The following is a 25,399-nucleotide window of genomic DNA, read 5'->3' on the forward strand; positions in this document are numbered from 1 at the left end:
ATCAAAACGCATCCAAAAATATCGAAAAAGTCGGGATGGGGAATCGCCACGACTCAAAACGGGCGCAGAGGGATTGTTAGACTACTTCGGTAGCAGAACCCTATGAAGCGTCAAGAATCACCGCTCCTTCAGGACGGTGAGTATTTCAATGAGGTACAGATATCGGGTAGGGAAACGGCTGATCCTAAGTCTGGCGCGGGTATCTGTGACTTTTAACAATTGGTATAAGACTAATGATTGTAGCAACACTTTTTTAAATTTGTATTACTCAGGTTTGCACGGAAAACTCCTCTGGGTCAATATCCCAATTTACCCAGCGAATTGCCTCTTTAGCAGATGTTACATCAGGCGGCACTCGCAAAGCGTGAATGTGTCCCGTACTCGGACAAGTCATTTTTAACAAATAAACTGGCTTTGCATTACCCATTTGATCAAAATCATCCTCAAACTCGATGGTTAATAAAGTGTATTCCTGCCAACAATCTAATTCTGTCACCGCTAATTCTTGACAAATGCGATCGTAACCAATGCCCTGAATTAATCCCCGCCGAACTTCTGCATTCTGTTCCTTCAACACCCACTTAGACTGCCACTCGTGCGGGTGCAGCCTGCCGTACCATTCGGGCAAAATCACGCCGTGATAGGCGTAAATCGAAAAACCGTCGGCAAATTGTACCGCTGGTGTTCCTTCGGCGTGCAAGCGGTGGTTGCTGTCTGCAGAAAGTGCGATCGGCTTTTCGTAGACAATGCAAACTTTGTCATAGGGATAAATCAAGCCGCAATCCCGGACAATGTATTGAAAAACCATCCAATTTCTGCCGTAGGAATGAGGTAAATTAAGAACCAAAATGCAAAAATCCCACAAACTGCCAAATGATTTCCGGTGCTTTTTTGCCGATCGCACTGTAAGCCAATTTAATTGTTTCCTCCGCTTGAGAGCGATTTATCGGGCCAGTGGAAAGCGCGATCGCTCTCCACTTTTCCCGATAAACTGGAATCAAAGCTGTTTGTTCTTGCGTTAGTTTTTTAACCTTAGTCTGCGACATACCTCCAACCTTGTGGCTCATATTCCCGCTGAATTCGCACCATCCAATTACCTTCGGGAATTGCGATCGCATGGTGTTCTTCGTGACTCAATAAAGCTGTCGGTGAAAGCACCCGCAAGTACAGAGTGCCGTCTTTTTCGTAAAGTTCAGCTTGTCCCTCAATAATCTGGTGACAATGTCCGGTGACTTCACCTTCGGCGAGAGTTAGGTGAGATTTTTTTTCTCCTTCGATTTTCGGTACGGGGGTGAGAATTACGTCGCCTTGTCGGATAGGTTGCATAGGTTTTTTATCCATTTTGTTTGCTGGTGTCGGTCGATCGAGCTTTTCTACCGCCACTTTACACTACATTCGTAATACATGGCTGTCAAGAGCCACAAACCAAATTCCATAACTCTTTGCTGCACTGATAGACGTTATCTTCGAGGGTGAAAGTGCGATCGCAAACAGGAATGCTACAATAGATGCCAGTTTCGAGAAAGTTTTTGGTTTGGATGCCTACCTACGCGCAGCTAGAGGGTTTGTATCGAGTTAGTTACTACTTGACATATTTGGCATTACAACCTATTCACCTCATCTGTATTGACGAGAGAAGCAAAAACTTGTTCGTATTGGCTGGATATGACGAGGAAATTGAGATTGAAATTGCTCCAAATGGGGAGGTATTTTAATGAGCCAAGTAGATTATACTGCAATGTCAGATGGAGAATTGAAACGTTATTTTCTTAAAAATCGCGGGGATAAAGCTGCACTGCAAGCCTACTTAGATCGGCGGAAAAAGCGATCGAATTCAATTATAACAAAAGTGGGAGATTCGGATTTTGATACTAAGATTGAGGCAGCCATTCGCCAGCAAATGAAAGAATACAAAGGTTAGTTTTCTGTCTCGCGTTTTCAGGAACATCATCATCAGGATAGAAGCCATCAATATCAACATCAATTATCAGCAGCGTGTATTCTTGCCAGCAATCTAATTCTGTGGCTTGCAATTATTGGCAAATTCTGGCTTAACCAATTCCCTGAATTAACGCTCGCCTTAATTCGGCATTTTCTTCTTCTAAAATCCAGGTAGATTCCCACTGATTGGGGTGAATTTCTCCGTATTTTTCGGGCAAGGTGACGCCGTGATAGGAGTAGAGTTTGTAGCCGTCACTAAATTCGAGCGCGCTTTCTCCTTCTGCGTGCAGTCGATGTTCGCTGTCGAGGGAGAGTTTTAAAGGGCGATCGCACACATAGCAAACCTTGTCAAACGCAAAAATCCAGCCACATTCAACTAAAAGGTGCTTCAAGCATTCAAAAGCTTTTTGTGCATCTGGGTTGAGAACAATTCTAAGTACAGAGACACAGAAGTCAGCCACACAGATTGTATCCCACAGGAATGCCCGATTAACGATCGACGTTGAGTTGTCTCTACAATATTCCCAAAAATCACGTTGCAATTCTTGTGTGATCTGCCGCTCCCATTCTATTAATTGTGGCAAATACGAACTACTATATCTTATTAAGTTAAAAGGCTTATATGCCGATTCTAGCTGTTCGTAAATAAGCTGGAAAAAAGCTGTTTTTGGCTGTGGTTGCTCACTTGTTAGTGCGAAATAATACACGCACAAAAAATATATATACCTAAACGGCAGACAGGCTGGTTCTAGCTGTTTGTAAATACGCTGAAAAAAATCATTTTTATTAGTGGGATCATTCAATTGTTTTAACTGTGTTAGGGCGGAGTGGGGACTAGAACAAAAAATAATTTTCGGGCAAGTCTTGCCGAGAGCTGCGTAGGCAAATTCGATCGCTGCTGTGGCACGGGTGCGATCGACTCGCTCTGTGGAATTGGCGATAGCTTTCCACAGATATTGGAGGGGTGTTAGGTCTGATAAAAGATTGTTAGGCAGAGACAGCTTTTTCAAATTGGTCAGACATTGCAGGGGTGTTAAGTCTGATATTTGATTGTTTTCCAGCAGATTCAGATCGGTCAAATTGGTCAGAGATTGCAGGGGTGTTAGGTCTGATATTTGATTGTTTTCCAGATTCAGATATTTCAAACTGGTTAGAGATTGCAGGGGTTTGAGGTCTGATATTTGATTGTTGTCCAGATTCAGATTAATCAAATTGGTGACCAGAGACTTCAGCGGTGTTAAGTTTGATATTTGATTGTTGTCCAGATTCAGATATGTCAAAATCGTCAGAGATTTCAGGGGCGTTAGGTCTGATATTTGATTGTTGTCCAGATTCAGATATGTCAAACAGGTCAGAGATTGTAGGGGTGTTAGGTCTGATATTTGATTGTTGTCCAGATTCAGATATGTCAAACAGGTCAGAAATTTCAGAGGTGTTAGGTCTGATATTTGATTGTTGTCCAGATTCAGATATTTCAAACTGGTTAGAGATTGCAGGGGTGTTAGGTCTGATATTTGATTGTTTTCCAGATTCAGCTCTATCAAATTGGTCAGAGATTGCAGGGGTGTGAGGTCTGATATTTGATTGTTTCCCAGATTCAGATTAGTCAAATTGGTCAGAGATTGCAAGGGTGTTAGGTCTGATATTTGATTGTTTTCCAGATTCAGATTAGTCAAATTTGACAGTATTTGTTCCAATTTATAAAAGCCAGAATTTCGTGCTATTAACAACAGCACGTTAACTGTATGCTTCGCTTCTTGTGAAAGGCTGCCAAAGTGCAAGCGCCAGTCAGAAGTGGTCGTAGGGTTTGGTTGTTGAGAGGACATAGGGCAATAACCTCCTAGAAAAGTTGCTAAAATCTGATGTCGGTATCTACCTTAAATAAAATATCTCTGGCGTTTTGGGGATTATGCCAGCGATCGCACGCACTTATTAACCACCCGATCGCGATCGCCAGTATTGCAATTTGTAACTCGGATTGCAGGCGGTGTCGCACTCACAAAACACTTTTCATCTAATCTCCCGAAATGCCTCGCCTCCATTCTTTAACCGCTTCCACCCTTGAAGCAATCAGCAGACAGCGAGACAATAAATTAATATCTAAATCAGGCAATATTTCGCTTTGGTCAATTTTTTCATATCCGTGCGATCGCAAATGATACAGGCCAAATACTCCATCCTCCCAAAACCAAACTTCGGGGACTCCCAAGGCTTGGTAACGATTCAACTTGCTTTCGTTACCGCTAGTAAATACAACTTCGATCGAGAGGTCTGCAATGCCTCCCGATGCTTTGCCAATTAAGTAAGATTGGTCTGCTTGTGCGGAGGCTTTTCCTTCTTTTTCCTGGGTAAAGCTTCCTGTGGTAGTAAAATCGATTTCTTTTTCTACAAAATACGTACCCAGCAACAGGGCGATGACACCGCTAAAGACTTCATGTTCTTGCGAAACTGCGAAGATTTCTACCTCACCTTTGAGATAAAAAAGTCGGATGCCGGGGGAATCAGAAAACCCCTGCTCGATTAGCTTGAATTGTTGCCAATCAATCCCGGAGTGAATTAGGCGCTGGTCTTTTGGTTTGTCTAAGCTTGCTGTCATGGCACGACCTCGTTTAACTATTTTATAGTAATTTGAATTCGCCCAACTTTGGAATCACATTGGTATGGTGCGTCTGATCCAAAAAACTTGTTTAAATTGAAACGATCGATGTCAGACGCACCATACAAGTTGATTTAACTATTATATTATCCTTGAAATGTGGCAACCGAAACCCGATCGCGCCCTGCTTCTTTCGCCCGATAAAGCGACTCATCGGCCATCGCAATTAGATCCCCCGGCTGCGACTTCGCCCCCGGAATGCAGCAAGCTACACCCAAACTCAGCGTCACATATTCGCTGACAGCAGACTTAGCGTGAGCTATGTGCAAACCCCGCACCTGTTGTGCGATCATTTCAGCTACGCAAGTGGCACCTTCAATATCCGTATTCGGCAAAACTACTACAAATTCTTCTCCACCGTAACGCGCTACTAAATCTGCCGCTCGCTTTACCGAATGCTGGATCACCGCCGCCACTTGCCGCAAACATTCATCCCCCGCTTGGTGACCATAAGTGTCGTTGTAAAGTTTGAAATAATCAATGTCGCACATAATCAAAGACAGCGGTGCTTCTTCCCTCGCCAAACGTCGCCATTCCGTATCGAGATATTCATTAAAAGAGTGGCGGTTTCTTACCTCAGTCAAACTGTCGTAATTTGCCAAATAATGCAAGGCTCGATTCACTGTTTCTAGCTGCTGTTTCTGCTGCTGCAACTGACGGTTGAGTTCCGCCAACTGCTGTTCGGCTGAGTGCGATCGCAACAAATTTCTCACCCTCGCGAGCAATTCCCTCTCGTCAAAAGGCTTAGAGATATAATCGTCAGCACCCGCATCCAAACTTTCGATCCGAGATTCCATCCCCGCTCGCGCTGTCAAAAAGATTACCGGAGTCGATTTCAATTCTGGCGTGTTCCGAATCTCCTTAAGCAAATCTAGTCCGTTTTGTCTGGGCATAATTTGGTCGCTAACAATCAAATTTGGCTGCAAACTTTTGGCTTTTTCTAAACCTTCCACCCCGTCACTTGCCACGGCGACTCGATAGTACGGACTTAATAAAGTTTGGAGGTAAGCCTGCAGAAAATTGTTGTCTTCTACTACCAGCAACAGCGGTAATTCTCGGCTGTCACTTGTTAATTGTTCCCAATGATTTTTGTCGTCAAAATTGTTAGGTTCCGGCAGCGGGGCCTGGGGTGTGGTCGCCCGGACATTTGCCGAACCCCACTCTCCGGAGCCGAATCCAGTCAGTCCAGCCAATTGGGCGATCGCGCTCACCAACTGATTCGCTTCCACCGGCTTCGACAAATGCCTCTGAAACCCCGCCTCCAGCGCCGATGCCGAATCTTCTTCCTCGATGCCTCCCGTCAGCGCCACAGCCGGCAGCAGTTCCCTGTGCTCGGACATTTCCATTGCTCTGATGCGGCGGATCAAATCGCAGCCGTCGTCTCCCGATACCGTCATATCGCTCACCAACACGTCGGGTCGCGACTGTTGCAACTCGGCCATCGCTTCGGCGGCGCTACCCACCGCTGTTACCTTGGCTCCAAATGCTTCGAGGCCTGTTTTGAGAAATTGGCGGATTTCGGCGCTGCTTTCGACAACCAGGACTTGCTTTCCCGCTAGGGGTTTGGAAACCGATCCGGGTCTGCTTTCCCTTTGGGCGATCGCAGCAGTGCGATCGTCCTGTGCATTTTCCTTGGCAATCGGTAGCCGCACCCCAAAGGTCGCCCCCTGACCGAGACCGGGACTCGAAGCCCAAACACTTCCCCCGTGCAGTTCCACTAACTGCTGCACAATTGAGAGCCCGAGCCCAAGCCGATTTTGTTCCTTGTTCTGGAAGCTGTCTGCAGGGCGGAAGTAGTCAAAGATGTGCGGCAACAATTTGGGGTCAATGCCACAACCGCTGTCGCTGACCCGAATCAAGACGCCCGACTCAGTAGACTCGATCCGCACTTGAACTGGGTATGGTGTCGATTCTGGGGTGAATTTTATGGCGTTGGCAAGGAGGTTCCAGACTACTTGCTGCAAGCGTTCTGCATCTGCCAAAACGTAGCTGACGGCGGGGTCGAAATGTTTTTCTACGCGAAGGTTTTTGGCATCGGCGGCGGGACGGAGGGTGTTGATCGCAGATTCTATGATAGATGGGAGGTGAACTTGGCCGATGTTCAGGCACACTTTCCCTCGCAGCAACCGCGAGAGGTCGAGGAGATTGTCTATTTGTCGGTTTTGTAATTTGGCGTTGCGCTCGATGATTTCCAAAGCCCGGCTGGTGGTGGCTTCGTTGAAATTGCGCGATCGAGCTAGCTGCGCCCATCCCAAAATCGCGCTCAGGGGCGATCGCAGTTCGTGGGATGCGATCGCCAGAAATTCGTCTTTTGCCCGGTTGGCTTCGGCTTGGGCTGCTTCAACGGCTTTGCGATCGGTGATGTCGAATCCGATCGCCAAATACTGATAGGGTTTTCCCTTAGAGTCCAACAGTGGAACTACTGCTGCGTACACCCAATAATCACTTCCATTCTTGGCTTTATTCTGAATGTCTCCTTGCCAAATTTCACCTTTGGCAACAGTTAATAGCAGATTTTTGATGATTTCCGAAGATTTATATTCCGAATGGAGGATGCCGAAGTGGCAGCCGATTAGTTCGGCTTGCGAATAGTTGGAGATTGAGCAAACTCGTTCGCTGACATAGTTGATAATTCCTCGCCCGTCCGTCCTCATCGCAAGTGCCGATCGGTCGATCGCTCTTTTAAAATCTAAACATTCTTGTAGCGACCAATCTAGTTCTTTGGTCGTAGAAAATTGACCTAGCCGATCGGACGCGTTTTGTTGCGGGCGATCGGGCTTATCCTTACTCCGTTGTTGGATTTCCATTGCTTCTATCTTCCCCTGACGGCTGACACCTAATCTACTCGCATCCTGATTCATTATCACAATTTTCTTTCCCGCACCGACTGGTGTAATATTTTGTATCTCTTCATTTTCCTGAAAAATTGGTAGGTATCACATCCACTCGGAAGTCAACTCAATTTTTGTTTATAGTTGGCTAAAGTTTGTCAATCTGAGGACTGATTTTTTCAGATATAGCCGATCATCGGCTGCTGGCTCATTCCTTTTTATCTTGTTATCTTTTATATTTTACTAGGGGGAATTACTGAGGAATTGATAGTGGGGAGCACACACCGACAGTTACATTTTTGTTTAAAACGGATATCATAACTGTCAAATCTTTTCTCACAATTACTCCTAGTATCTGGCACAAAGTCTCGTCTTCGGCAGGCTTGCGGGTGTGTGGCATTCTGCCTCATCTGCACTGAAGGAGATATATGTGCAGGGCTAGACAGTTCCCAAATCACGGGCGGGTTTTGGCGCACAAAGTTCCTGTCTGGCGATCGTCCGTAACTTCTTTTAAATTATTTTCTTCAACATCTTGACAGGTTTGTATATTTTTTGTATTATCAAATGTAATATGCCTTCAGAGAAGAAAACCGCTCAACTGGCTTGACGCACTCAACTATTAACAATTTGAGGAAAATCGTCTGTGAATTTAGACGCTGTACGCGACCATTTTGAACAAAGAGCCTTTGATTATGACGGCTTAATTCCCCGCCTCATTCCGCGCTATGGCGAGCAACACGATGTAATATTGCAGCTCATCCCTTCTGAAACTAATGCTAACATAAAAGTTCTGGATTTAGGCGCGGGAACTGGCATACTGTCGGCTATGATTCTGCAAGCATTTCCTCAAGCAAAAGTCCTAGCCTTTGACATGGCCCAAAATATGCTGAAAACTTGCCAAACTAACTTGTCTGCTTTCCGAGAACGGCTGACCTTGCAGCAAGGAAACTTTGCCGAAGATGATTTTGGCAGCGGTTACGATTTGGTAGTTTCAGGCTTGGCAATCCACCACCTCGACAGCGCAGGTAAACAACAGCTATTTCACAAACTTTTCCACTCGATGAATCCAGGGGGAATTTTGCTAATTCGAGATATTGTGACAGGTGCTACTCCCCGGCTGACTGAGCAATACGAACAGTTGTGGCGGCAGTACATGAAAGCTAACGGAGAAGACGATGCAGCCTGGTTTCAAAAATATCGAGAAGAAGATATTCCCTCCTCTGTGGAAGAGCAGACAAACTGGCTTGCAGAAGCAGGTTTTGCCGAAGTAGGATGTCACTGGCGCTATCTAAATTTTGCTATTTTTGGCGGAGTTATTCCAAGGTAGAAGGCATTCGGCAGAAGGCAAATTTTTTGATAATTATCAAAAGATAAAACTCGTGAAAATTGCACCCAGAACAGTTTCTGGTTCCCGGTCGCCTAACCTAATTATGTAGGTGCGTAAGGCCGCACCTTACCGCTATAATTCGCGCGTAAGACCATTTTTTACGTCCGGGAAGCATTTTCCGGAAACCTGTAGAGGCGGGTTCACTCAAGCGCCCTCTGGCAGTGCAAACAGATTCAACAAACCCGCACCCCATCAACAAGATAACCCGCTATTGAGATTTTGTAAAAGGTGATTTAAAAGCTCAATAAATAAAGTAAAACTATGAACGATTCTCGATTAGAAAAAATCAGCAGATATCTCAGCAAACACCTGCGTCACGCCCCCTCGCGCATCGGCATTGAACTCGCTCCCGGTGGCTGGGTTCCTGTTAGCGAACTCCTCGATGCGTGCCAAAAAAATAACTTTACCCTTCAGCTTGCAGAACTCAAAAAAGTAGTCGCGCAAAACGACAAGCAGCGCTTTTCCTTTGACTCCACAGGCACTCTAATTCGTGCCAACCAAGGACACAGCGTAGAGGTTGACTTGCAGTTAGAACCCGCTATTCCCCCGGATATTTTATATCACGGAACAGGTAGCACAGCCGTCGAGTCTATTCTCAGTCAAGGAATTAGGAAAATGTCGCGACATCATGTTCATTTGTCCGTGAATATCCAGACGGCGCGCCAAGTAGGTGCAAGACATGGCATCCCGGTAGTCTTTACTGTAGATGCCGCAGCCATGCAACGCGATGGTCATACATTTTACTGCTCGGAAAACAAAGTTTGGCTAGTAGATTTTGTGCCGCCCGCTTATCTCAAAATAAGTTGATAATTTTCACTTTTTTTGTAGAATGTGTACCACAAAAACTGTAAAATAAGAGTAAGTAGGAGTTTTGCAAAATGAGTGCGGCAGATATGGGCGATCGCGAAAACAATTTTTATCAAAACAATTCTCAAAATAGAGGTCTGCTAGGATCGGGTTGGCGACCTTTTTACCGTCAACTTGATTTGGAACACTTGGTACATTTAGCGTCTAGCGACCCATTAGAACTAGCTCAAAAAACTTTAGGGGCAGCTAGCGACATTGCCGACGCAATGGGACGACACCAATATACTTGGTGGGCAAATATTTTAAATGTATTCTCGGAAAATACTCGCTACGAAATTGATGAATTTTGGGATTACATTACTCCGCAGCCTGTTTACCCGGATTACCGCTACAAAGATGTTTTAGTTACCGAAACGCCGGTGGTGCAATTGGTCAGCCGCGCTAGCATTCCCATCGACTACGTTCTCAACAAACTCCAAGAGATTACTGTTTTCAAAGTTCTGGATTTGCTAGGGAAACCCGATGCAATTACCCAGTCTTTTATGGATAGACATTTTTCTTATCCCCCGGAACGATTTATTAGCTGGGAACGCTTGGAAGTTTTGGGTACTGTTTATGCTTCTTGGACTCGATTCGGCTGCTGGCTGCAAATTGACAGTTACGACAGGGGAAGACGCTGTTACACTCTAATTTGCCAAGATATGGCGCCGCTAGTTAGCAAGGCAACTTATAATTTAGCGGTGATTCTGGGCGGGTACAAAAGCCGCGTCGGACAGGTTCACAGCCAGTTCCCAATTCGCACGTTTTCTGCGGAGGTTCAAAGTTTTACCGATACAGTTCAGCAGGCAATTTTGGATCAAAATCAGTTGGCTGTTTTGGTTAGTGGCGAACCGGGGACGGGCAAAACTGCTTGGACGCAAGCGGTAGCAAAGGAAATTTTAGTGCCTCTGGGTTATGTGATTTTTATCTTAGACCATGATGCTGTGGAAAATTTTGTGCCACCGAGTTATTTAGAGCGGATTTGTATTATTATCAATGAGGCTGATAATTTGGCTCAAGATCGATCGACTGCAGAGGCCCAACGCACTAACAAAACTGAACATATTTTGAGTTTGCTGGACGGAACTTTGTATCAAAGCGTCATCGACGATCAAGGCATTCAATTTCAGCAAAAACTCGTAGTTTTGATGACTTGCAACACGACTGAAAGATTAGATCCTGCAATGTTACGGAAAGGGAGAGTGGATTTTACCAGTGAATTTACGCACAAATTTGTTTGAGCGCTCTCTTGCATTCTCAAGCTATCTGGCGATCGCACTGACTACACGATCTCATACCATGTTCGATTTTCGATTGCGAATGACTGATGAAGCTCAAGGTTTGGATCGCGGGCCTACAGTTGCATTCTTTTGGGAACTTGTATAAAATACCGAACAATCATTAGGAAATCTTCTGAATATCAAAGTTTGGGGAAACTTTCTTGAGTACCTATAGAACATTGGTGTCAACAATCGCCTAAAACCCTTTGTCTCTCTCGTTTTTTGCCTAGTTTCGCTGCCCTCTGGCGCCCTGGAATAGTCGGGGGAGACAAGATCTCACTCCAGTCCCTTCCGACTATTTGGGGGCGCCAGGGCGATCTATGCCTAATCGTCAAACAGCAACCGGGCACTAGCTTTGGTCTTAAACTGACACTAATGCCTATAGACATATCCCCATCAAAAATGATATCAATGATGGGTGATACCCTCTAAGGGTATTGTCCGAGAGAGGAAATCAGGGAAAAACAGCATTTTTGGTCTCAAACAGAATTTTTCAAACTTGACAGCTATGGAGGAAATCCCAAACCGTGCACACTAAGCCAGTTCAGCAAAAAAGTCAGGGACTGGGAAGGTACGTTGACGGGACTTTCCCGATCGCCCAACAACCCGCAGAGGCAACCGTGTCCGAGAGTAAAGAGCGATTTCGGCGGTTTGTGGAGCGCTCCGCCGAAGCCGTGGCAATGGTAGATTGTGAAATGCGCTATCTGTCGGTTTCCCGTCGCTGGGAAACAGATTGCGGGTGGGGCGACGGCGAGGCACTCGGCCGATCTCATTGGGAACTGTTCCCGAATCTCCCGGAATATTGGGAGCAAAATGCCCAGGCTTGTTTGACGGGAGTTTTGGAATACAGCGAGTTTGTGGCAGGGCGATCGATCGCATCTGTATCAGGAAAAACCGCAAGTGGCTCTGTCAGCGAGTCGGTAAGATGGGTATTTCAGCCTTGGAAAAATAACGAAGGTGCGATCGGCGGTTTGATTTTGTTGACATCTAAGATAGGTGAGGCTCCCGCTCAAACGAATTGCTATAATAAATTTCAGTCAGAGGTCAAAAGCAAGCAGTTAGAAACAATACCACAACTAACTCAAATTGCCCTCGAAAATGCTGCTGATACAATCTTTTTTAGTACCTCCGACGGTCAAATTTGCTACGCGAATAAAGCCGCTTGCCATCTTTTCGGCTACTCGCAATCGGAACTGCTAAACATGAGAGTTAGCGACATCGATTCGCAGTTGCCAGCATCGGATTGGCGAGAACACTGGGCCCAACTCAAGCAGCAAACCAACCTCACTTTTGAAACCAGTTACAAAACCAAAGACGGCGTCAGTTTTTCCGTCGAAGTTAAGGTCAATTATTTAGAATACGGTGGCTGCGAATACCGCTGCGCGATCGCCCGCGACATTTCCGCTCGCCTTGCAGCAGAATCAGCGCTCGTAGAGGCAAAAGAGCAACTTCAAGCTGTTTTGGACGCGGTGCCGGGATTAGTTTCTTGGGTAAGTTCCGATTTGCGCTACTTGGGAGTAAATCGACATTTAGCTAGCGCTTACAAAATGCCTGCCGAACTATTTATAGGTCAAAAAGTAGGTTTTTTAGATACAAGTCCCAAATTTAACGATTTAGTATACGATTTCTTTGCCAACCATAAAAAGAAAACATCTCAAGAAGTAACAGCGAGCATCAGAGGAGAAAATAAAACTTATCTAATAGTAGCTCAAAAATACCATAACAATACGGCGGCGGTATTTGTGGGATTGGACATTACAGACAGCAAACAGTCTCTTGTGGCTTTGCAAGAATCCGAAGAACGCCTGCGACAACAAGCGGCTAAATTAGAGCAGACGCTGTTAATTTTGCAGCAAACTCAAACTCAACTGATTCAAACAGAAAAGATGTCATCCCTGGGGCAGTTGGTAGCAGGAATAGCGCACGAAATTAACAATCCAGTTAGTTTTATTTCGGGCAATGTCAGCCACGCCACCGGCTACATTCAAGAACTGCTGCGAACGATCGACCTTTACCAAAAGTATTATCCCCATCCCGTGCCGGAAATTCAAGATTTGATAGAAGAATTAGACTTAGACTTCATCAAAAAAGACTTGCCAAAACTGCTAAATTCAATGAAAGTCGGTTCTGAAAGGATTCGCGATGTCGTGCGATCGCTCCGCTTGTTCTCGCGTACCGACGAAGCCCAAATGAAGCCGGCTGATATCCACGAAGGTTTGGACAGCACTTTGCTGATATTGCAAAATCGCCTGCAAGCTAAAGGGGGAAGGCCGGGGATTTCTCTAGTTAAAGAGTACGGAGAGTTGCCGCGAGTTCACTGCTATCCGGGGCACTTAAACCAAGTGTTCATGCACTTGTTGACAAATGCGATCGACGCTTTGGAAGAAGGGGGGAGAAATGCCGAAAATTATGGTAAAATTCAAAATCAGTCTTACTTGTCTTCAGCTAAGCCGAACTCTGAAATATTCAATCCCGAAATTCGGATTCGGACCTCCGTGGTAGGGGAAAACGAAGTTGCGATCGCCATTAGTGACAACGGCCCTGGCATGACTGAAGAAGTCCTCGACTGCATCTTTGACCCTTTGTTTACCACTAAAGGTCAGGACACGAGCACAGGTTTGGGTCTAGCAATATCCCAGCATTTAGTAGTAGAAAAGCACGGCGGTAAGTTGCACTGTGTTTCGCGTCCGGGAGAGGGAACGGAGTTGATCATTAAAATTGCGATCGGCAACGATTAATTAGCTATTTACAAATAGGAAATAAGATGGTAATTGAGTGGCTAAAATTTAAAGTACCTCAAGAAAAGTGGGAGCAGTTTATTCAGCGAGATCAGGAAGTTTGGACGGCGGGACTAAAAAGTTTGGACGGTTTTTTAGGCAAAGAAATTTGGGTAGATCCGGTGGAAAATGAGGTGGTGATGTTGATTCGCTGGGAAACTAGGGAGAAGTGGAAGTCTGTGCCACAAAGCACAATAGATGAGTTGGATGCTCAAATGGGGGATTTGCAAATTGCGATCGCCGAAAGTCGCGAATATCAAGTCCGCAAGTTTTTGCATTAGTTAGTCAGCAGTCAGTTGAGCGTGTGAAATTTTGAACAATTAATCATAAGTTTTATCTTGATTGTACCGCAGACATCGATTTGGTATTTGGTGTGAAGGGCGATCGATCTCAGTAAAATCATTGCAGTGTTTGGTATTTGGTGTGAAGGGCGATCGATCTTTCATTTTATGCGATCGATCGCTCATCAGAAACAAGAAAGGGCGATCGATCTTTATGGGCGAAGGGCGATCGCAATTCGTAGAATCATCGCAGTGTTTGGTATTTGCTGTGAGAGGCGATCGCTCTTGATGCGTGAGGGGCGATCAATCTCGGTACAATCGTCGCAGTGGAAGGGTGGCTATTGATAAGATTGTGATGAGAAGAAGAGATGGGATTTTGGCGTTGCTGAATACAGGTAGGAATTCAGATTTCCCAATTGCTATAAGCCAAGTATGGTGAGTTTTTTAACATCAAGCGAAAAGTTGATTCATACCGTGAATCAGCAACGCCGAAATTCTCAGAGATAAAGGATTAACAGAAATCGATGACTGCGAAGCACTCATTCACTGCTACCAAGGCAATCCCTTATGGTTAAAAAGCGTGGCGACTTTGATTCAAGAGTTGGGAATCGGCGCGAGTGAGTTATTAATAGATGATACTATATTGTTACCCGAAGATTTGAAAGATGTTTTACAGCAGCAGTACGATCGCACTTCCGAACTAGAAAAACAAGTTATGTCATTGTTGGCGACAGAAAACCAGCCAGTCAACTTCGCTAAATTGCTACAAAATGCACAAATATCATCATCCGATTTGCTAAACGCATTGCAATCTCTATCGCGGCGCTGCTTGATTGAAAAAGAAGCAAGTCTTTACACTTTGTCACCTGTACTAAAGCAGTATATCAAAACTAGACGATCGCACTTAACAAACATCGACAGTGAATAAACATTTCAAACAACACCGCTTGTCAACTCTTGTTTCCTCAAATTCGGCAACAATGCCAAAACATCCAAATACCACCACCAACGCTGAGGTATAATCTCCTCAAATTTGCGCTTCTGGGTTAAATCCACAAATCTCGACAACTCCTCATAAAACTCCATTGCTTGTTCAACTAACCGTCGATCGGCATTTGCTAATAAACCTTTCTCTTCCTCACTCAGTTGAGATTCAACTTTTGCCAACTCATCTCTAAGTTGCAACATTTCTAAATGTTCAGCCCCACTCACATCAGGAAATTCAACCATTACACAATAGTTTTTTACCAAAGTATTCATAACAAATCCTTAACTAAACCTACATAAATAAACATTGAATTAGCCAGGTAGCTTTCCGGTTCCTTTGGAGGAAAAGCCGTTTCTAAAACTCCATCCAAGCCCATCATTACCAGCCCTATTGTGTTATTTACACTGCTGGTAACTGTCGGATAAAACGTTTTTCCGTAGACATACACATAAACTTGAGCATCAGCATCCCTAACAATAAAACTGATAACTCCATTATATTCTTCAAGGGTCGCATCCGGCCCTAAATGACCTAAATTAATCCTTTTGAGTAAATGAGACATTGCTTTTCCTGGTTTCCAGAAAATTCCGTCTCTCACCCGCTCAATTGCCTGCACAATCTCTAATTGCCTACCTTCATCAAAAATCAACTTTAACCTTATCTGAGAAAAACTGAACTGCAAACAAACATATTATAACCTATAATAGTTAACTGTTAACAGTCTGTGCTATCATAGAATACAAAACTTATTGAGTCGAGTTATATGACCACAATAACTACAGTCACAACAGCCTCAAAACTCGCTGATTACTACATCTGGTTCGCGAATGACGTAGGCTCCTATCTCAGCAACCACAAGCTACAAAAACTCTTGTACTACGCCCAAGCATGGTATTTAGCCTTTGAAGATACACCGCTTTTTGATGAAGATTTTGAAGCTTGGGTGCACGGGCCGACTATCCCGGCTTTATTTTATGAATACAAAGAACAATTTGACTGGAAGCCAATTCTGAAAGAAGTCGAAAAACCCGAATTTCCCGAAGAAGTACAAGAGTTTTTAGACGAGTTATCCGACGAATATTTCTTTTGCGATGCCTATGAGTTAGAATTGATGGTGCGCCGCGAAGACCCTTGGATTAATGCTAGAGGTGATTTGCCAAAAGATGAACCTTCTCATGCTATTATTACCAAGGAATCAATGAGAGAATTTTACAAAAGCCGTGTCATCGAAGAAAATTAAGAAAGCAGATATACGCCGCCAGGAATCTTTATCTAGCATCAATCGTCTTGATGTAAAAATACCGGAAGGAATTAGTTTTTCTTTCAGGTATTATCAGGATGACAAAGATAAGTTTTCAATTGGCGGTAGAGATGCTAAGTATCTAGCGTCTTTACTGAGAAGGCTGCGCGATTTGTCACAATTGAACGCTCAAGAAATTATCAATAATCAAAGTAAAAGTCTGCGCTGTCATGGCATAGTTTGGAAAAATACTACTGAACCTAATGGCTTTGGGATTCCCAATGAAGATATCCTAATCAATATCCCCTACCAGTTTCAAATATCTGCTAATGAATACGGCAGGGTGCATGGCTTTTTTAGTGAAAATGTTTTTTATATTGTCTGGCTAGACCCAGACCACAATCTTTACAGTTGAAATTATAACCGAAGGAAGAAGGAAGAAGGGAGAATGCAATCCAAACAACTGATCTCGTGCTTAAGATGCGAGACTTCTTGAAGAAGTTGGGAATCTCAAACAGTCTGGGACTCACTCCGACTAAAGAAACCGGGTTTTTTACCTTATCAGGAGGCTGCGACGAAGTATTTTTGTAAAGAAACTTGGTTTCTGAACCCCATGCGTCCAGGACTAATTTTAAGAAAATTTTGCATAGAGAGCTGAAATAAAATTCACGCTTAAAAAGCCTACTCCTAGTACGAGAATGATAAAGATTGCGATACTGAAAATAGACTTTAGCCGATCGCCAATTCCGGGTTTTTCTGAGTTCATTGGTCAATTTTTGCAGTAAATTTGAGCGGTGCAATCGAGAAAGAGTAGATTATACCAATGCGCGAACAACAAGGCAACTCCCGACAAGCTCCAAACGACGATCGCCCTCAGTAGGTCGCATTTTTTTAACTTTTAATCTAAAATCTAAAATCTAAAATAGTCTTAGGCATTGTTCGGTTAGCCTGGGCAGCTATTGTCGATCGCCCGAACCCGATCGCGCTAACTCCTGTAAAATAGAGGGCGCGTTGGGGCGAACCTTTTAACAGCCGGAATTGGGCGCGATCGTCACAGGCTCCCAAATACATAATAATATGGCAGTCATCCTTAACTTACTCACAAAGGTAAAAATAGAAGAGTGCCAAGAAATAATCTAAAACATATAACTGAAAAAGGATAGAAATCGATGCTCCACCCAGTCTCGCAACCTTACCAACAACGAGCAAATACTATGACCCAAAGAGCCGTGCGGAAGCCAAAACCCTCTGTTGCAAACCACTTGAGACCAAGTTTTCCTCAAAGGCACTGGCTGGAGATGGCAGAGTACGCCTCTCTGGCTGCCTCTGGTGTGGGTTCCCTGGCGGTGGCTGTGTCGGGTCAAGCTTTTTACGGGGTGGCTCCCCTAACCTTGGCTTTGTCGCTGAATGTTGCTAACCGGTATCGGTTCGAGCAGCAAGTGCGGGTGCATCAAAATTCGGAAATGGCCCAAGTCCAAAAGTCTGTCAATAAAGTCGAAAAAACGGCGGTGACGGTAATTGTTAAATTACGCAAGCAGTTGTCTGCAGATATTGCAGCGCTGCGTCAGCAAATGGCTGCAATGCCTAGGGCTGAGGGCTTTGAGGAGTCGATCGACATCCAGCGGCAGTTGCTGAGTTTAGGAGAGTCGGTAGCTTCTTTGCAAGAAATCGTGGCCTCTGCTGTGCTCGATGTCCGCCAGCAGGTGAGCCAACAACTGCAAGATTTATCGGTTGGCCAATCGGCGAATCTCCAAGCTGTGGAACAGGCTATAGAGCAACTGCAAATCGCCACGCAAGGCTTGGCAGAAACTTCTATCAGCCGAGACGACTGGGAAGTAGTAAATACTCGATTTTTGGAAATCCAGAAAGTCATGGCGAATTTGCAAAGCCAACTGCTAGCTCCCGCGCACCAATCGACGGCCGATTTGTCGATCGTCCAAGCTCAAATCCACCGTTTGGAACACGAGCAGCAAGAAGTTGTCAAACCTCACCTCAAGCGCTTAATCTCGGTTGTCAAGGAGTTGCAGCACACGCCAGAGAACCGTCATTAGTCATTAGTCATCAGTCATTAGTCATCAGTCAGAAGGAATACTTTTTCCATCGGACACGCTCGACATTCTCCGACTCTCCGACTCACGTCCGATCGAGTCCTACTTTTTCGACAACTGTGTTAAAAGATTAAAAGCTAATCTGTCTAGTTCACCAACAAAATGAGTCTGAAGCCCCGTCCTTCGCTTGACGGCTTTGTGTTAGAACATTTAGAAAGGCAAGTAAGAACAACCATCTACGTGTTGAAACAATCTCAAAAGGTGTAACTCCTGATTTAGCTCGCCTCGACTCTATCGTAGTCTGGTTAAACAAGCAATAGTGAATTGTTGAGCGTACCTAACTGGCTTGGTGATGGACTCTGAAAGTATAAAAAGACAAAAGTAAGCGCAATTGCAATACTTCTGGTATTAGTAGTTGTTTTGAGCGTGTAGAGGCGATTTGTCAGCGCCTTTAAGACTCAAATTGTGGTCTTAAGAATCTCCGTGGCTTTAGCCCGGAGAGTGTCAACTGTTTTCAACCTGTTACAAGAAAAATCAATGACTGCAACCGTAACTATTGCTGATAACCCGTTACTAATCGGTCAAGGATTGCCTCCATTTGATGCGATTAAACCAGAACACGTAGTCCCCGCTGTTACCCAACTGCTGACCGAACTAGAAGCCTCGCTAGCTGCCTTAGAATCGTCTGTAGAACCGACTTGGAGCGGCTTAGTAGAACCATTGCAGCGACTCGGAGAGCGTTTAAATTGGAGCTGGAGCATTGTCGGACATTTGATGGGGGTGAAAAATAGCCCGGAACTGCGATCGGCTCACGAAACAGTGCAGCCGGAAGTAGTAAAATTTTGGAGCAAGCTCAGTCAAAGCAAACCGCTTTATGAAGCTTTTAAAGCGCTGCGGGCTAGCGAAAATTGGGATAGCTTAGAGTCAGCTCAAAAGCGAATTGTCGAAGCCGCTCTCCGAGACGCCCAACTTTCCGGCGTCGGTTTAGAAGGCGAGCAAAAAGAGCGTTTTAATGCCATTCAATTAGAATTGGCCGAAATTACTACCCAATTTTCCAATCACGTCCTCGACGCTACCAAAGCATTCAGCATCACCCTCACAAACAAAGACGAAATTGACGGTTTGCCGCCGAGTTTGTTAAGTTTAGCAGCTCAAGCCGCTCGCAGCGCTGGCGAAGAAAATGCGGATGCTGAAAACGGCCCTTGGCGGATTACTTTAGACTTTCCGAGTTACGGCCCTTTCATGCAGCACAGCACCCGCGGCGACTTGCGCGAAAAGTTGTACAAAGCTTTTATCGGCAGAGCAAGTAGCGGAGAATTGAATAACTGGCCGTTGACCGATCGCATTTTAGCTTTGCGCCAGGAAAAAGCTGCTTTGCTCGGGTTTAGTAGTTATGCCGAATTGAGCTTGGCGAGCAAAATGGCTCCCGACGTTACAGCAGTGGAAGCTTTGTTAGAAGAATTGCGTCAGGCTAGTTATGATGCTGCTGTCAAAGATTTAGAAGAATTGAAAGCTTTTGCAGCCGAAAAAGGCGCGGCGGAAGCTGGAGATTTGAAGCACTGGGATATTGGTTTTTGGTCGGAACGGCGCAGGGAAGAAAAGTTTGCTTTTAGTGCCGAAGAATTGCGACCTTATTTTGCTTTGCCACAGGTATTAGAGGGGTTATTTGGATTAGTCAATCGGCTATTTGGCGTGACAGTAACTGCGGCGGACGGTCAAACTCCTGTGTGGCACAAAGATGTGCGCTATTTCCAAATAGATGACGAAGCCGGAAATACGATCGCCAATTTCTATTTAGACCCCTACAGTCGCCCCGAGGAAAAGCGCGGCGGTGCTTGGATGGACGAGTGCGTAGTGCGCGCTAAATTTGTGGAAGCGGGAAAAACAACCACGCGGTTGCCGGTGGCTTATTTGGTGTGCAACCAAAGTCCTCCGGTTGACGGCAAACCGAGTTTAATGACTTTCTTGGAAGTCGAAACTTTGTTTCACGAATTCGGTCACGGTTTGCAGCATATGCTGACAACGGTAGACTATCCGGGGGCTTCGGGCATCAATAATGTTGAGTGGGATGCAGTGGAATTGCCCAGTCAATTTATGGAAAATTGGTGTTACGACCGCGCTACTTTGTTCGGGATGGCAAAGCATTACGAAACCGGGGAAACTTTGCCGGAACACTACTACCAAAAACTGCTAGCAGCGCGCCACTACATGAGCGGCACCGTCATGCTCAGGCAAGTACATTTTAGCAGCGTTGACATCGAATTGCACCACTGCTATCGATCGGGCGGCAGCGAAACTGTGGCCGATGTCCGCAACCGTATCGCTAAAACTACGACCGTTTTGCCTCCTCTGGAAGAAGACGCATTTTTGTGCGCTTTCGGACACATTTTTGCGGGCGGCTATGCGGCGGGGTATTACAGTTATAAATGGGCGGAAGTGCTCAGCGCTGATGCTTTTGCGGCGTTTGAGGAAGCGGGTTTGGAAGATGAAAGTGCGATCGCCTCTACAGGCAAGCGCTTCCGAGATACAGTATTAGGATTGGGCGGCAGTTTGCACCCGATGGAAGTGTTTAAAACTTTCCGGGGACGCGAACCGAGCACTAAAGCTTTGTTGAAACACAGCGGTTTAGTTGCAGCTTAATCTGGCTTAATCTACTGTGGAATTACTGGGGATTAATGCGGATGAATTTATCTGCATTAATCCCTGTTTTTTGTTGAATAAGATTTACACATATCCTGTATCTGTACGGTGCGGTGTGCATGAATTATTACCGCTATAATACATATCAAATCCGGTAGCATCGGAATTATATCTCTCTTCTTCCTCTGTGTTCTCTGTGCCCTCTGCGGTTTAATCATTCCATTCCAATGCAACAGGAATTCATATCATCCGTAAAACCACTTTTTGCCTAACTTGTGCTGAATTTAAAATGTTTGTAGTAAAAACTAAAGCGCTCAGATTTTTATACTAATCCCAAAAACTATTGCTACATATAATCGTGTTCCCATCTGTAGGGAAACGGCAATGCCTTGTCCGGTGCGGGACTCGGAAAATTTTGATAATAGTTAGAAAATTGATAATTATAGCAATACTTTTTTATTGGTATTAATAGGACTAAAATTTTTACTACCAACCCATTTTATTGTAGAAGATCATGCAATAAACATCTGTAGTTTGGCACATCATCCCCCATCTTTTGGTGGAAAATCGCGCAGAAAGTGCGTTAGCGAAGCCCGCCCCTACGGGGGCTACGCCAACGATGAGGATCGCCAGCAGCTTTTAGTTTAGGTTGAAGGCTGATAAAACCAGCATTTGCGAATATTTGCTGTCATTGAGCACTGATTATACTTGAATTCCCTGTCTTGGAAATTAAATTTATATTTCGCAACATTTCCGAACCGTTTTCTCGATACAGCTAATGCTTTTATTTGCAACTAAAAATCGAGGAGTTTACCGAATCTTTAAAATAGAGCGGCAACAGCGAGTGTTTTTTAAATTTTTGATAAAGAACGGGGGACTCGGCGTCAAAAGGGTAAAAAATTAATCTCAACTAAAAAACTTAGTTGAGATTAATTTTAGGAGTGTAATAAAAAATATTTGTATATAATAAAAAGTAAGGATTGATAGTTAATAGTTCACCTACAGATTAAGATTTTCATGGATATTCAATTAATTAATATCGGTTTTGGTAACATTGTGTCTGCTAATCGAGTGATTGCCATTGTCAGTCCCGAGTCAGCGCCAATTAAGCGGATTATTACTGATGCGCGGGAGCGGGGACAACTGGTTGACGCAACTTATGGCCGCCGCACGAGAGCGGTCATTATTACAGATTCGAGTCACGTCATCCTGTCGGCGATTCAGCCGGAAACGGTTGCTAATCGTTTTGTGGTGAGCAAAGACGGTCAAGGTCGGGATGATTGAGGTTTGTCAGTTGCAATTTGAGCGTTTACAGTCTAAAGTAAGCGGAAACTTAAATTGTTACACGTTTCTATTCTAAAAATGAAATCTGGTAAATTAATTGTTCTGACGGGGCCTAGCGGTGTGGGGAAAGGCACCTTAGTACGATCGCTCCTCAATCGCCATCCCGAATTATATCTTTCGGTATCGGTGACAACTCGATCGCCCCGTGAGGGAGAAATTGAGGGAAAGCATTACTATTTTGTCAGCCGCAGCCGTTTTGAACAAATGGTTGAGGCTGGAGATTTGGCGGAATGGGCCGAGTTTGCCGGCAATTTTTACGGTACTCCTTATTTTGCTCTCCAGCAGGGTACCAGTGAGGGAAAATGGGTATTGCTCGAAATTGAACTCGAAGGAGCAAGGCAAATTAGAAATAAGTTTCCAGAGGCGCTGCGAATTTTTATTTTACCTCCTTCTTGGGAAGAATTGGAACGGCGCTTGCGGAGTCGGGGTCAAGATTCCGAAAGTGCGATCGCCCGTCGGTTGGTGCGGGCTAAAGAGGAAATTGAAGCTGCTGGGGAATTCGATTTCCAAGTTGTTAATGACGACTTGGAAGTTGCTTTGAAAAAGCTAGAATCACTACTTAATTTGGTTGAGCTTTCAGGAAATTAATGACTGATAACTAATGACCAATGACTAATAACTAATGACTAATGACTAATGACTAATTACCCATTTCTCCGTCCTGGCTAAAACTTCGCTACTTTGTTTGATAGCAACACAAACTTTTAAATTCAATTCCAGAATATTCAATGAAGGCGAAATTTTTCTCAACGGTTCAATTTCGCGAGCAGAACAGCCCAACATTTCCATATAAGCTAGCGTCCAGCCAATAACTGCAATGTCCCCTACATTGCCTTCTCCGGCGCAAAGGTAACAATCCAATTCGCCCTCCTGTCCACACTCAGGGCACACCCAATTGCCCTGTTGTGAATGGGGCAGATTTGTGCGTGAGGCGGATGCAATTGTTAATGCTTTAATATGATTTTGAACTACTTGTTTAAAACCTCGGTTTTGGTTGCTGGGGTGGTCGGAATTGCCGTGCGATCGCCCGATTGCTACTGCTTGCTGTTGTGGCGAAGCAACAGAGGCTGTTTGGTTCTCCCTGGTTACTCTAGATTCGCCTAGATTCGCAGTTAGCTGAATACCATAGTCTTTCGACTCCGCAGTCTGAGAGTGGTTGAGTGCGCTGGAGGAATCGGGTTCGGAAGTTGTGAAGGATTGTTCTATGCGATCAGCAAAATCTTGCATTGAGAGGTGATGTTCGATCGCCAAAGACCAAGTTCTTTTATGTCGGAGGTCGCCATATTTTCTGGCTTCTTCCTCAGTAATGCCGATCGCCGCAGCCTCTTGGCGCAGCACATTCATCGAAGTCATTGTATCTGATATCATTAGTTTGTTTGCAGTTAAATTTACGATCGCCCGCTCAGCCTACAAATAAATTACCTTAGATATACTACAATAGTCCGGACTATTTTGAGATCCTAGTCGGAAACCCTTGATTTTTCGTTAGGAAGTCGATGCTGCAATCGTCCTGACACCCTTATTTTACGCTTGGCAATCGCACACTGTCCGAAGTATTGATAGTAGCCTAAATCTAAAATCTAAAATCTAAAATCTAAAATTGGATGACTTCAATTCTTCCCGATACAGCTTTATCTGTTGCCGGACTAACATCTTACCTGCAAGACTTGTTGGAGGGCGATCGCAACCTGCAATCAGTTTGGCTGACAGGCGAGGTGTCCAACGTTTCGCACCACCCCAGCGGCTGCTTTTTCACTTTGTGCGACACCGACAAAAGCGCTGCGATTCGCTGCGTGGTGTGGAATTCTCAGCGGCAAAAATTGGTGCAAATCCCGGAAAAAGGCGAACAGTTGCTGGTTTTGGGAAGCATCCGGGTTTACAAAAATCGCGGCGAGTACCAGTTGACTGTTGTGCAATCGCTACCGGCTGGGGAAGGATTACAGGCTTTGCGGTTGCAGCAATTGCGATCGCGCTTGGATGCTGAGGGTTTCTTCGATCCCGCCAGAAAGCGCCCGATTCCCGCACACCCGCAAATTGTGGCCGTGGTGACATCCGATACTGGCGCTGCTTGGGGAGACATTCAGCGCACTCTCGCCCAAAGATATCCGGGTTTGCGGGTATTGCTGTCGCCGACAGGAGTGCAGGGAGAATTGGCTGCTGCTGCGATCGCTAGGGCGATCGCCCGGGTAGAATTGGACGGTAGGGCTGATGTGATCGTTTTAGGGCGCGGCGGTGGTTCTGCGGAAGATTTGGCTTGTTTTAATGATGAGAGAGTTGTCAGGGCGATCGCGAATTGTGCGATTCCAATTATTACAGGTATCGGGCACGAAAGAGATGAATCTCTCGCCGATTTAGTAGCAGATAAACGAGCCCATACTCCGACTGCGGCGGCGGCTCAAGCTGTACCAATTTTGGCAGATATTTACTTTGAACACAAGCAGCGAATGGTCAATTTAGCAAGTGCTGTGCGGGCAAGATTTCAGACAGAAGAAAAGCATTTGCAACTGTTACAAAATCGATTAAAACGTTTGCCTGCGACATCCCGAACTTTGCGGCAAGCAACTGGTAAACTGGAGGTATTGCAAGAAAAGTTATCTGCACTGAATCCGGCTGCGGTTTTGCAAAGGGGTTATGCGGCGGTAATCCAAAATGACGGTACGATCGTTCGCACAACTGACGGTTTGGAATTGGGAGAGGAATTGACTGTGAGGTTGAGTCGGGGCGTGCTGAAAGTTAAGATTGTAGAAGTATTGGATGCGGAAGAAAAGTTATGATTGATTCACAGTTGCGCCAGTCTGACTGGAATTATGAGGAAACGGTCGATCGAATTGAAGCAATTATCGATCGGGTGGAATCGGGAGAGTTGCCTCTAGAAGAGGTTTTCGAGCAGTTTGGGGTGGCTGTAGAGTGTTGGCAGGAGTGCGAAAGATTTTTGGCGCGGGGGAAGGAACAGATGGATTTGTCGATCGAGCTTTTAGCCGCAGAACCCGATTTTTAAGCGGAGATAAACTCGGATTAATGTGGATGAAATAGCGCGTTTTACCGAAAGTCCGATAGGGAATTAATTCCCTGTTGCATAGCGAAAGTCCTCGCTAAAAGGAGTGTTAAATTCATAGGATTTAGCATAGGGGCCCAGAAAG

The 25,399-nt window shown here is 45.0% G+C and carries 27 protein-coding genes; 17 read left to right on the plus strand and 10 right to left on the minus strand.

Annotation, left to right across the window (positions count from 1 at the left end):
• Positions 1–268 precede the first annotated feature (268 nt).
• The 3 genes from QUB37_RS18840 to QUB37_RS18845 are packed head-to-tail and all read right to left on the minus strand — an operon-like array spanning position 269 to position 1,341.
• Positions 269–808, minus strand: a complete 540-nt coding sequence (locus QUB37_RS18840; RefSeq protein ID WP_445300038.1) for a DUF6745 domain-containing protein — start codon at positions 806–808, stop codon at positions 269–271.
• 28 nt (positions 809–836) lie between these two features.
• Positions 837–1,046, minus strand: coding sequence for a hypothetical protein (locus QUB37_RS29870; protein WP_445300039.1), 210 nt, complete (start codon positions 1,044–1,046; stop codon positions 837–839).
• Positions 1,033–1,341 (minus strand): hypothetical protein, encoded by a 309-nt coding sequence (locus QUB37_RS18845; RefSeq protein ID WP_445251257.1) that lies wholly within the window; start codon positions 1,339–1,341, stop codon positions 1,033–1,035. The genes QUB37_RS29870 and QUB37_RS18845 overlap by 14 nt, the downstream gene beginning before the upstream one ends.
• 197 nt (positions 1,342–1,538) lie before the next feature.
• Between QUB37_RS18845 and QUB37_RS18850 the strand changes: the two genes are divergently transcribed.
• Positions 1,539–1,715: a DUF6888 family protein gene (locus QUB37_RS18850; protein WP_445300040.1), complete on the plus strand. Its 177-nt coding sequence runs from the start codon at positions 1,539–1,541 to the stop codon at positions 1,713–1,715.
• A complete protein-coding gene (locus tag QUB37_RS18855; protein WP_333164824.1) occupies positions 1,715–1,921 on the plus strand; it encodes a DUF6887 family protein in 207 nt (68 codons plus the stop codon). Before QUB37_RS18850 ends, QUB37_RS18855 begins: the two co-directional genes overlap by 1 nt.
• 130 nt (positions 1,922–2,051) lie before the next feature.
• On the opposite strand, the gene QUB37_RS18860 is transcribed toward QUB37_RS18855, so the two are convergent.
• The 3 genes from QUB37_RS18860 to QUB37_RS18870 form a co-directional block, all read right to left on the minus strand.
• The gene (locus QUB37_RS18860; protein WP_333164826.1) at positions 2,052–3,767 is read right to left on the minus strand and encodes a leucine-rich repeat domain-containing protein; all 1,716 of its coding nucleotides are present in this window, start codon (positions 3,765–3,767) and stop codon (positions 2,052–2,054) included.
• A gap of 188 nt (positions 3,768–3,955) precedes the next feature.
• The gene (locus QUB37_RS18865) at positions 3,956–4,537 is read right to left on the minus strand and encodes a Uma2 family endonuclease (RefSeq protein ID WP_333164828.1); all 582 of its coding nucleotides are present in this window, start codon (positions 4,535–4,537) and stop codon (positions 3,956–3,958) included.
• 146 nt (positions 4,538–4,683) lie between these two features.
• A complete protein-coding gene (locus QUB37_RS18870; protein WP_333164831.1) occupies positions 4,684–7,458 on the minus strand; it encodes a diguanylate cyclase in 2,775 nt (924 codons plus the stop codon).
• A 613-nt stretch (positions 7,459–8,071) separates the two neighbouring features.
• Here QUB37_RS18870 and QUB37_RS18875 point away from each other — a divergent pair.
• The 7 genes from QUB37_RS18875 (at position 8,072) to QUB37_RS18905 (ending at position 14,927) form a co-directional block, all read left to right on the plus strand.
• A complete protein-coding gene (locus QUB37_RS18875) occupies positions 8,072–8,755 on the plus strand; it encodes a methyltransferase domain-containing protein (protein WP_333164833.1) in 684 nt (227 codons plus the stop codon).
• Between the two features lie 321 nt (positions 8,756–9,076).
• Positions 9,077–9,622 carry an RNA 2'-phosphotransferase gene (locus QUB37_RS18880; RefSeq protein WP_333164836.1) on the plus strand — a complete coding sequence of 182 codons (546 nt, stop codon included), beginning with the start codon at positions 9,077–9,079 and terminating at the stop codon, positions 9,620–9,622.
• 71 nt (positions 9,623–9,693) lie between these two features.
• A complete protein-coding gene (locus QUB37_RS18885) occupies positions 9,694–10,902 on the plus strand; it encodes an AAA family ATPase (protein ID WP_333164839.1) in 1,209 nt (402 codons plus the stop codon).
• Between the two features lie 566 nt (positions 10,903–11,468).
• Entirely contained in the window at positions 11,469–13,679 is a 2,211-nt protein-coding gene (locus tag QUB37_RS18890) for a PAS domain S-box protein (RefSeq protein ID WP_333164842.1), read from the plus strand.
• A gap of 26 nt (positions 13,680–13,705) precedes the next feature.
• Complete coding sequence (locus QUB37_RS18895; RefSeq protein WP_333164845.1) at positions 13,706–13,999, plus strand: TIGR03792 family protein; 294 nt, start codon at positions 13,706–13,708, stop codon at positions 13,997–13,999.
• Positions 14,000–14,120: 121 nt separating this feature from the next.
• Complete coding sequence (locus tag QUB37_RS18900; RefSeq protein ID WP_333164847.1) at positions 14,121–14,288, plus strand: hypothetical protein; 168 nt, start codon at positions 14,121–14,123, stop codon at positions 14,286–14,288.
• A gap of 291 nt (positions 14,289–14,579) precedes the next feature.
• On the plus strand, positions 14,580–14,927 hold the full coding sequence (locus QUB37_RS18905; protein ID WP_333164850.1) for a hypothetical protein: 348 nt from the start codon (positions 14,580–14,582) through the stop codon (positions 14,925–14,927).
• A 5-nt stretch (positions 14,928–14,932) separates the two neighbouring features.
• Here QUB37_RS18905 and QUB37_RS18910 read toward each other — a convergent pair whose 3' ends face one another.
• Positions 14,933–15,259: a hypothetical protein gene (locus QUB37_RS18910; RefSeq protein ID WP_333164853.1), complete on the minus strand. Its 327-nt coding sequence runs from the start codon at positions 15,257–15,259 to the stop codon at positions 14,933–14,935.
• Positions 15,256–15,636: a hypothetical protein gene (locus tag QUB37_RS18915; RefSeq protein WP_333164855.1), complete on the minus strand. Its 381-nt coding sequence runs from the start codon at positions 15,634–15,636 to the stop codon at positions 15,256–15,258. The genes QUB37_RS18910 and QUB37_RS18915 overlap by 4 nt, the downstream gene beginning before the upstream one ends.
• A gap of 114 nt (positions 15,637–15,750) precedes the next feature.
• On the opposite strand from QUB37_RS18915, the gene QUB37_RS18920 reads away from it, so the two are divergent.
• Both QUB37_RS18920 and QUB37_RS18925 read left to right on the plus strand, forming a co-directional pair.
• A complete protein-coding gene (locus tag QUB37_RS18920; RefSeq protein WP_333164858.1) occupies positions 15,751–16,227 on the plus strand; it encodes a type II toxin-antitoxin system antitoxin SocA domain-containing protein in 477 nt (158 codons plus the stop codon).
• Positions 16,208–16,642 carry a hypothetical protein gene (locus QUB37_RS18925; RefSeq protein ID WP_333142406.1) on the plus strand — a complete coding sequence of 145 codons (435 nt, stop codon included), beginning with the start codon at positions 16,208–16,210 and terminating at the stop codon, positions 16,640–16,642. Before QUB37_RS18920 ends, QUB37_RS18925 begins: the two co-directional genes overlap by 20 nt.
• Before the next feature lie 488 nt (positions 16,643–17,130).
• Here the strand turns inward: QUB37_RS18925 and QUB37_RS18930 are convergent, their stop codons facing one another.
• Positions 17,131–17,298 (minus strand): hypothetical protein, encoded by a 168-nt coding sequence (locus QUB37_RS18930; RefSeq protein ID WP_333164860.1) that lies wholly within the window; start codon positions 17,296–17,298, stop codon positions 17,131–17,133.
• Between the two features lie 143 nt (positions 17,299–17,441).
• Between QUB37_RS18930 and QUB37_RS18935 the strand changes: the two genes are divergently transcribed.
• The 4 genes from QUB37_RS18935 (at position 17,442) to gmk (ending at position 22,847) form a co-directional block, all read left to right on the plus strand.
• Complete coding sequence (locus tag QUB37_RS18935) at positions 17,442–18,278, plus strand: hypothetical protein (RefSeq protein ID WP_333164863.1); 837 nt, start codon at positions 17,442–17,444, stop codon at positions 18,276–18,278.
• 534 nt (positions 18,279–18,812) lie between these two features.
• The gene (locus QUB37_RS18940; RefSeq protein WP_333164865.1) at positions 18,813–20,915 is read left to right on the plus strand and encodes a M3 family metallopeptidase; all 2,103 of its coding nucleotides are present in this window, start codon (positions 18,813–18,815) and stop codon (positions 20,913–20,915) included.
• A 1,017-nt stretch (positions 20,916–21,932) separates the two neighbouring features.
• Positions 21,933–22,199 (plus strand): extracellular matrix/biofilm regulator RemA, encoded by a 267-nt coding sequence (remA, locus tag QUB37_RS18945; RefSeq protein WP_333046047.1) that lies wholly within the window; start codon positions 21,933–21,935, stop codon positions 22,197–22,199.
• A 78-nt stretch (positions 22,200–22,277) separates the two neighbouring features.
• Entirely contained in the window at positions 22,278–22,847 is a 570-nt protein-coding gene (gene gmk / locus QUB37_RS18950; protein WP_333164868.1) for a guanylate kinase, read from the plus strand.
• A gap of 45 nt (positions 22,848–22,892) precedes the next feature.
• Here the strand turns inward: gmk and QUB37_RS18955 are convergent, their stop codons facing one another.
• A complete protein-coding gene (locus tag QUB37_RS18955) occupies positions 22,893–23,627 on the minus strand; it encodes a hypothetical protein (protein ID WP_333164871.1) in 735 nt (244 codons plus the stop codon).
• Between the two features lie 236 nt (positions 23,628–23,863).
• Between QUB37_RS18955 and xseA the strand changes: the two genes are divergently transcribed.
• Both xseA and xseB read left to right on the plus strand, forming a co-directional pair.
• Positions 23,864–25,033: an exodeoxyribonuclease VII large subunit gene (xseA, locus tag QUB37_RS18960; RefSeq protein WP_333164873.1), complete on the plus strand. Its 1,170-nt coding sequence runs from the start codon at positions 23,864–23,866 to the stop codon at positions 25,031–25,033.
• The gene (xseB, locus tag QUB37_RS18965; RefSeq protein ID WP_333046043.1) at positions 25,030–25,257 is read left to right on the plus strand and encodes an exodeoxyribonuclease VII small subunit; all 228 of its coding nucleotides are present in this window, start codon (positions 25,030–25,032) and stop codon (positions 25,255–25,257) included. The genes xseA and xseB overlap by 4 nt, the downstream gene beginning before the upstream one ends.
• Positions 25,258–25,399 lie beyond the last annotated feature (142 nt).

The sequence above is a fragment of the Microcoleus sp. AT3-A2 genome (assembly GCF_036705685.1).
GTDB lineage: Bacteria > Cyanobacteriota > Cyanobacteriia > Cyanobacteriales > Microcoleaceae > Microcoleus.

Excerpts from the sequence above, each read along its gene's own strand:
- QUB37_RS18930 (WP_333164860.1), bottom strand. The coding sequence starts at position 17,298 with ATGTATTTGGGAGCCTGTGACGATCGCGCCCAATTCCGGCTGTTAAAA.
- QUB37_RS18870 (WP_333164831.1), bottom strand. The coding sequence starts at position 7,458 with ATGAATCAGGATGCGAGTAGATTAGGTGTCAGCCGTCAGGGGAAGATA.
- QUB37_RS18850 (WP_445300040.1), top strand. The coding sequence starts at position 1,539 with ATGCCTACCTACGCGCAGCTAGAGGGTTTGTATCGAGTTAGTTACTAC.
- QUB37_RS18935 (WP_333164863.1), top strand. The coding sequence starts at position 17,442 with ATGACCCAAAGAGCCGTGCGGAAGCCAAAACCCTCTGTTGCAAACCAC.
- QUB37_RS18920 (WP_333164858.1), top strand. The coding sequence starts at position 15,751 with ATGACCACAATAACTACAGTCACAACAGCCTCAAAACTCGCTGATTAC.
- QUB37_RS18855 (WP_333164824.1), top strand. The coding sequence starts at position 1,715 with ATGAGCCAAGTAGATTATACTGCAATGTCAGATGGAGAATTGAAACGT.
- remA (WP_333046047.1), top strand. The coding sequence starts at position 21,933 with ATGGATATTCAATTAATTAATATCGGTTTTGGTAACATTGTGTCTGCT.
- gmk (WP_333164868.1), top strand. The coding sequence starts at position 22,278 with ATGAAATCTGGTAAATTAATTGTTCTGACGGGGCCTAGCGGTGTGGGG.
- QUB37_RS18910 (WP_333164853.1), bottom strand. The coding sequence starts at position 15,259 with ATGAATACTTTGGTAAAAAACTATTGTGTAATGGTTGAATTTCCTGAT.
- QUB37_RS18865 (WP_333164828.1), bottom strand. The coding sequence starts at position 4,537 with ATGACAGCAAGCTTAGACAAACCAAAAGACCAGCGCCTAATTCACTCC.
- QUB37_RS18895 (WP_333164845.1), top strand. The coding sequence starts at position 13,706 with ATGGTAATTGAGTGGCTAAAATTTAAAGTACCTCAAGAAAAGTGGGAG.
- QUB37_RS18860 (WP_333164826.1), bottom strand. The coding sequence starts at position 3,767 with ATGTCCTCTCAACAACCAAACCCTACGACCACTTCTGACTGGCGCTTG.
- QUB37_RS18955 (WP_333164871.1), bottom strand. The coding sequence starts at position 23,627 with ATGATATCAGATACAATGACTTCGATGAATGTGCTGCGCCAAGAGGCT.
- QUB37_RS18880 (WP_333164836.1), top strand. The coding sequence starts at position 9,077 with ATGAACGATTCTCGATTAGAAAAAATCAGCAGATATCTCAGCAAACAC.
- QUB37_RS18840 (WP_445300038.1), bottom strand. The coding sequence starts at position 808 with ATGGTTTTTCAATACATTGTCCGGGATTGCGGCTTGATTTATCCCTAT.
- QUB37_RS18885 (WP_333164839.1), top strand. The coding sequence starts at position 9,694 with ATGAGTGCGGCAGATATGGGCGATCGCGAAAACAATTTTTATCAAAAC.
- xseB (WP_333046043.1), top strand. The coding sequence starts at position 25,030 with ATGATTGATTCACAGTTGCGCCAGTCTGACTGGAATTATGAGGAAACG.
- QUB37_RS29870 (WP_445300039.1), bottom strand. The coding sequence starts at position 1,046 with ATGTCGCAGACTAAGGTTAAAAAACTAACGCAAGAACAAACAGCTTTG.
- QUB37_RS18845 (WP_445251257.1), bottom strand. The coding sequence starts at position 1,341 with ATGGATAAAAAACCTATGCAACCTATCCGACAAGGCGACGTAATTCTC.
- xseA (WP_333164873.1), top strand. The coding sequence starts at position 23,864 with ATGACTTCAATTCTTCCCGATACAGCTTTATCTGTTGCCGGACTAACA.
- QUB37_RS18940 (WP_333164865.1), top strand. The coding sequence starts at position 18,813 with ATGACTGCAACCGTAACTATTGCTGATAACCCGTTACTAATCGGTCAA.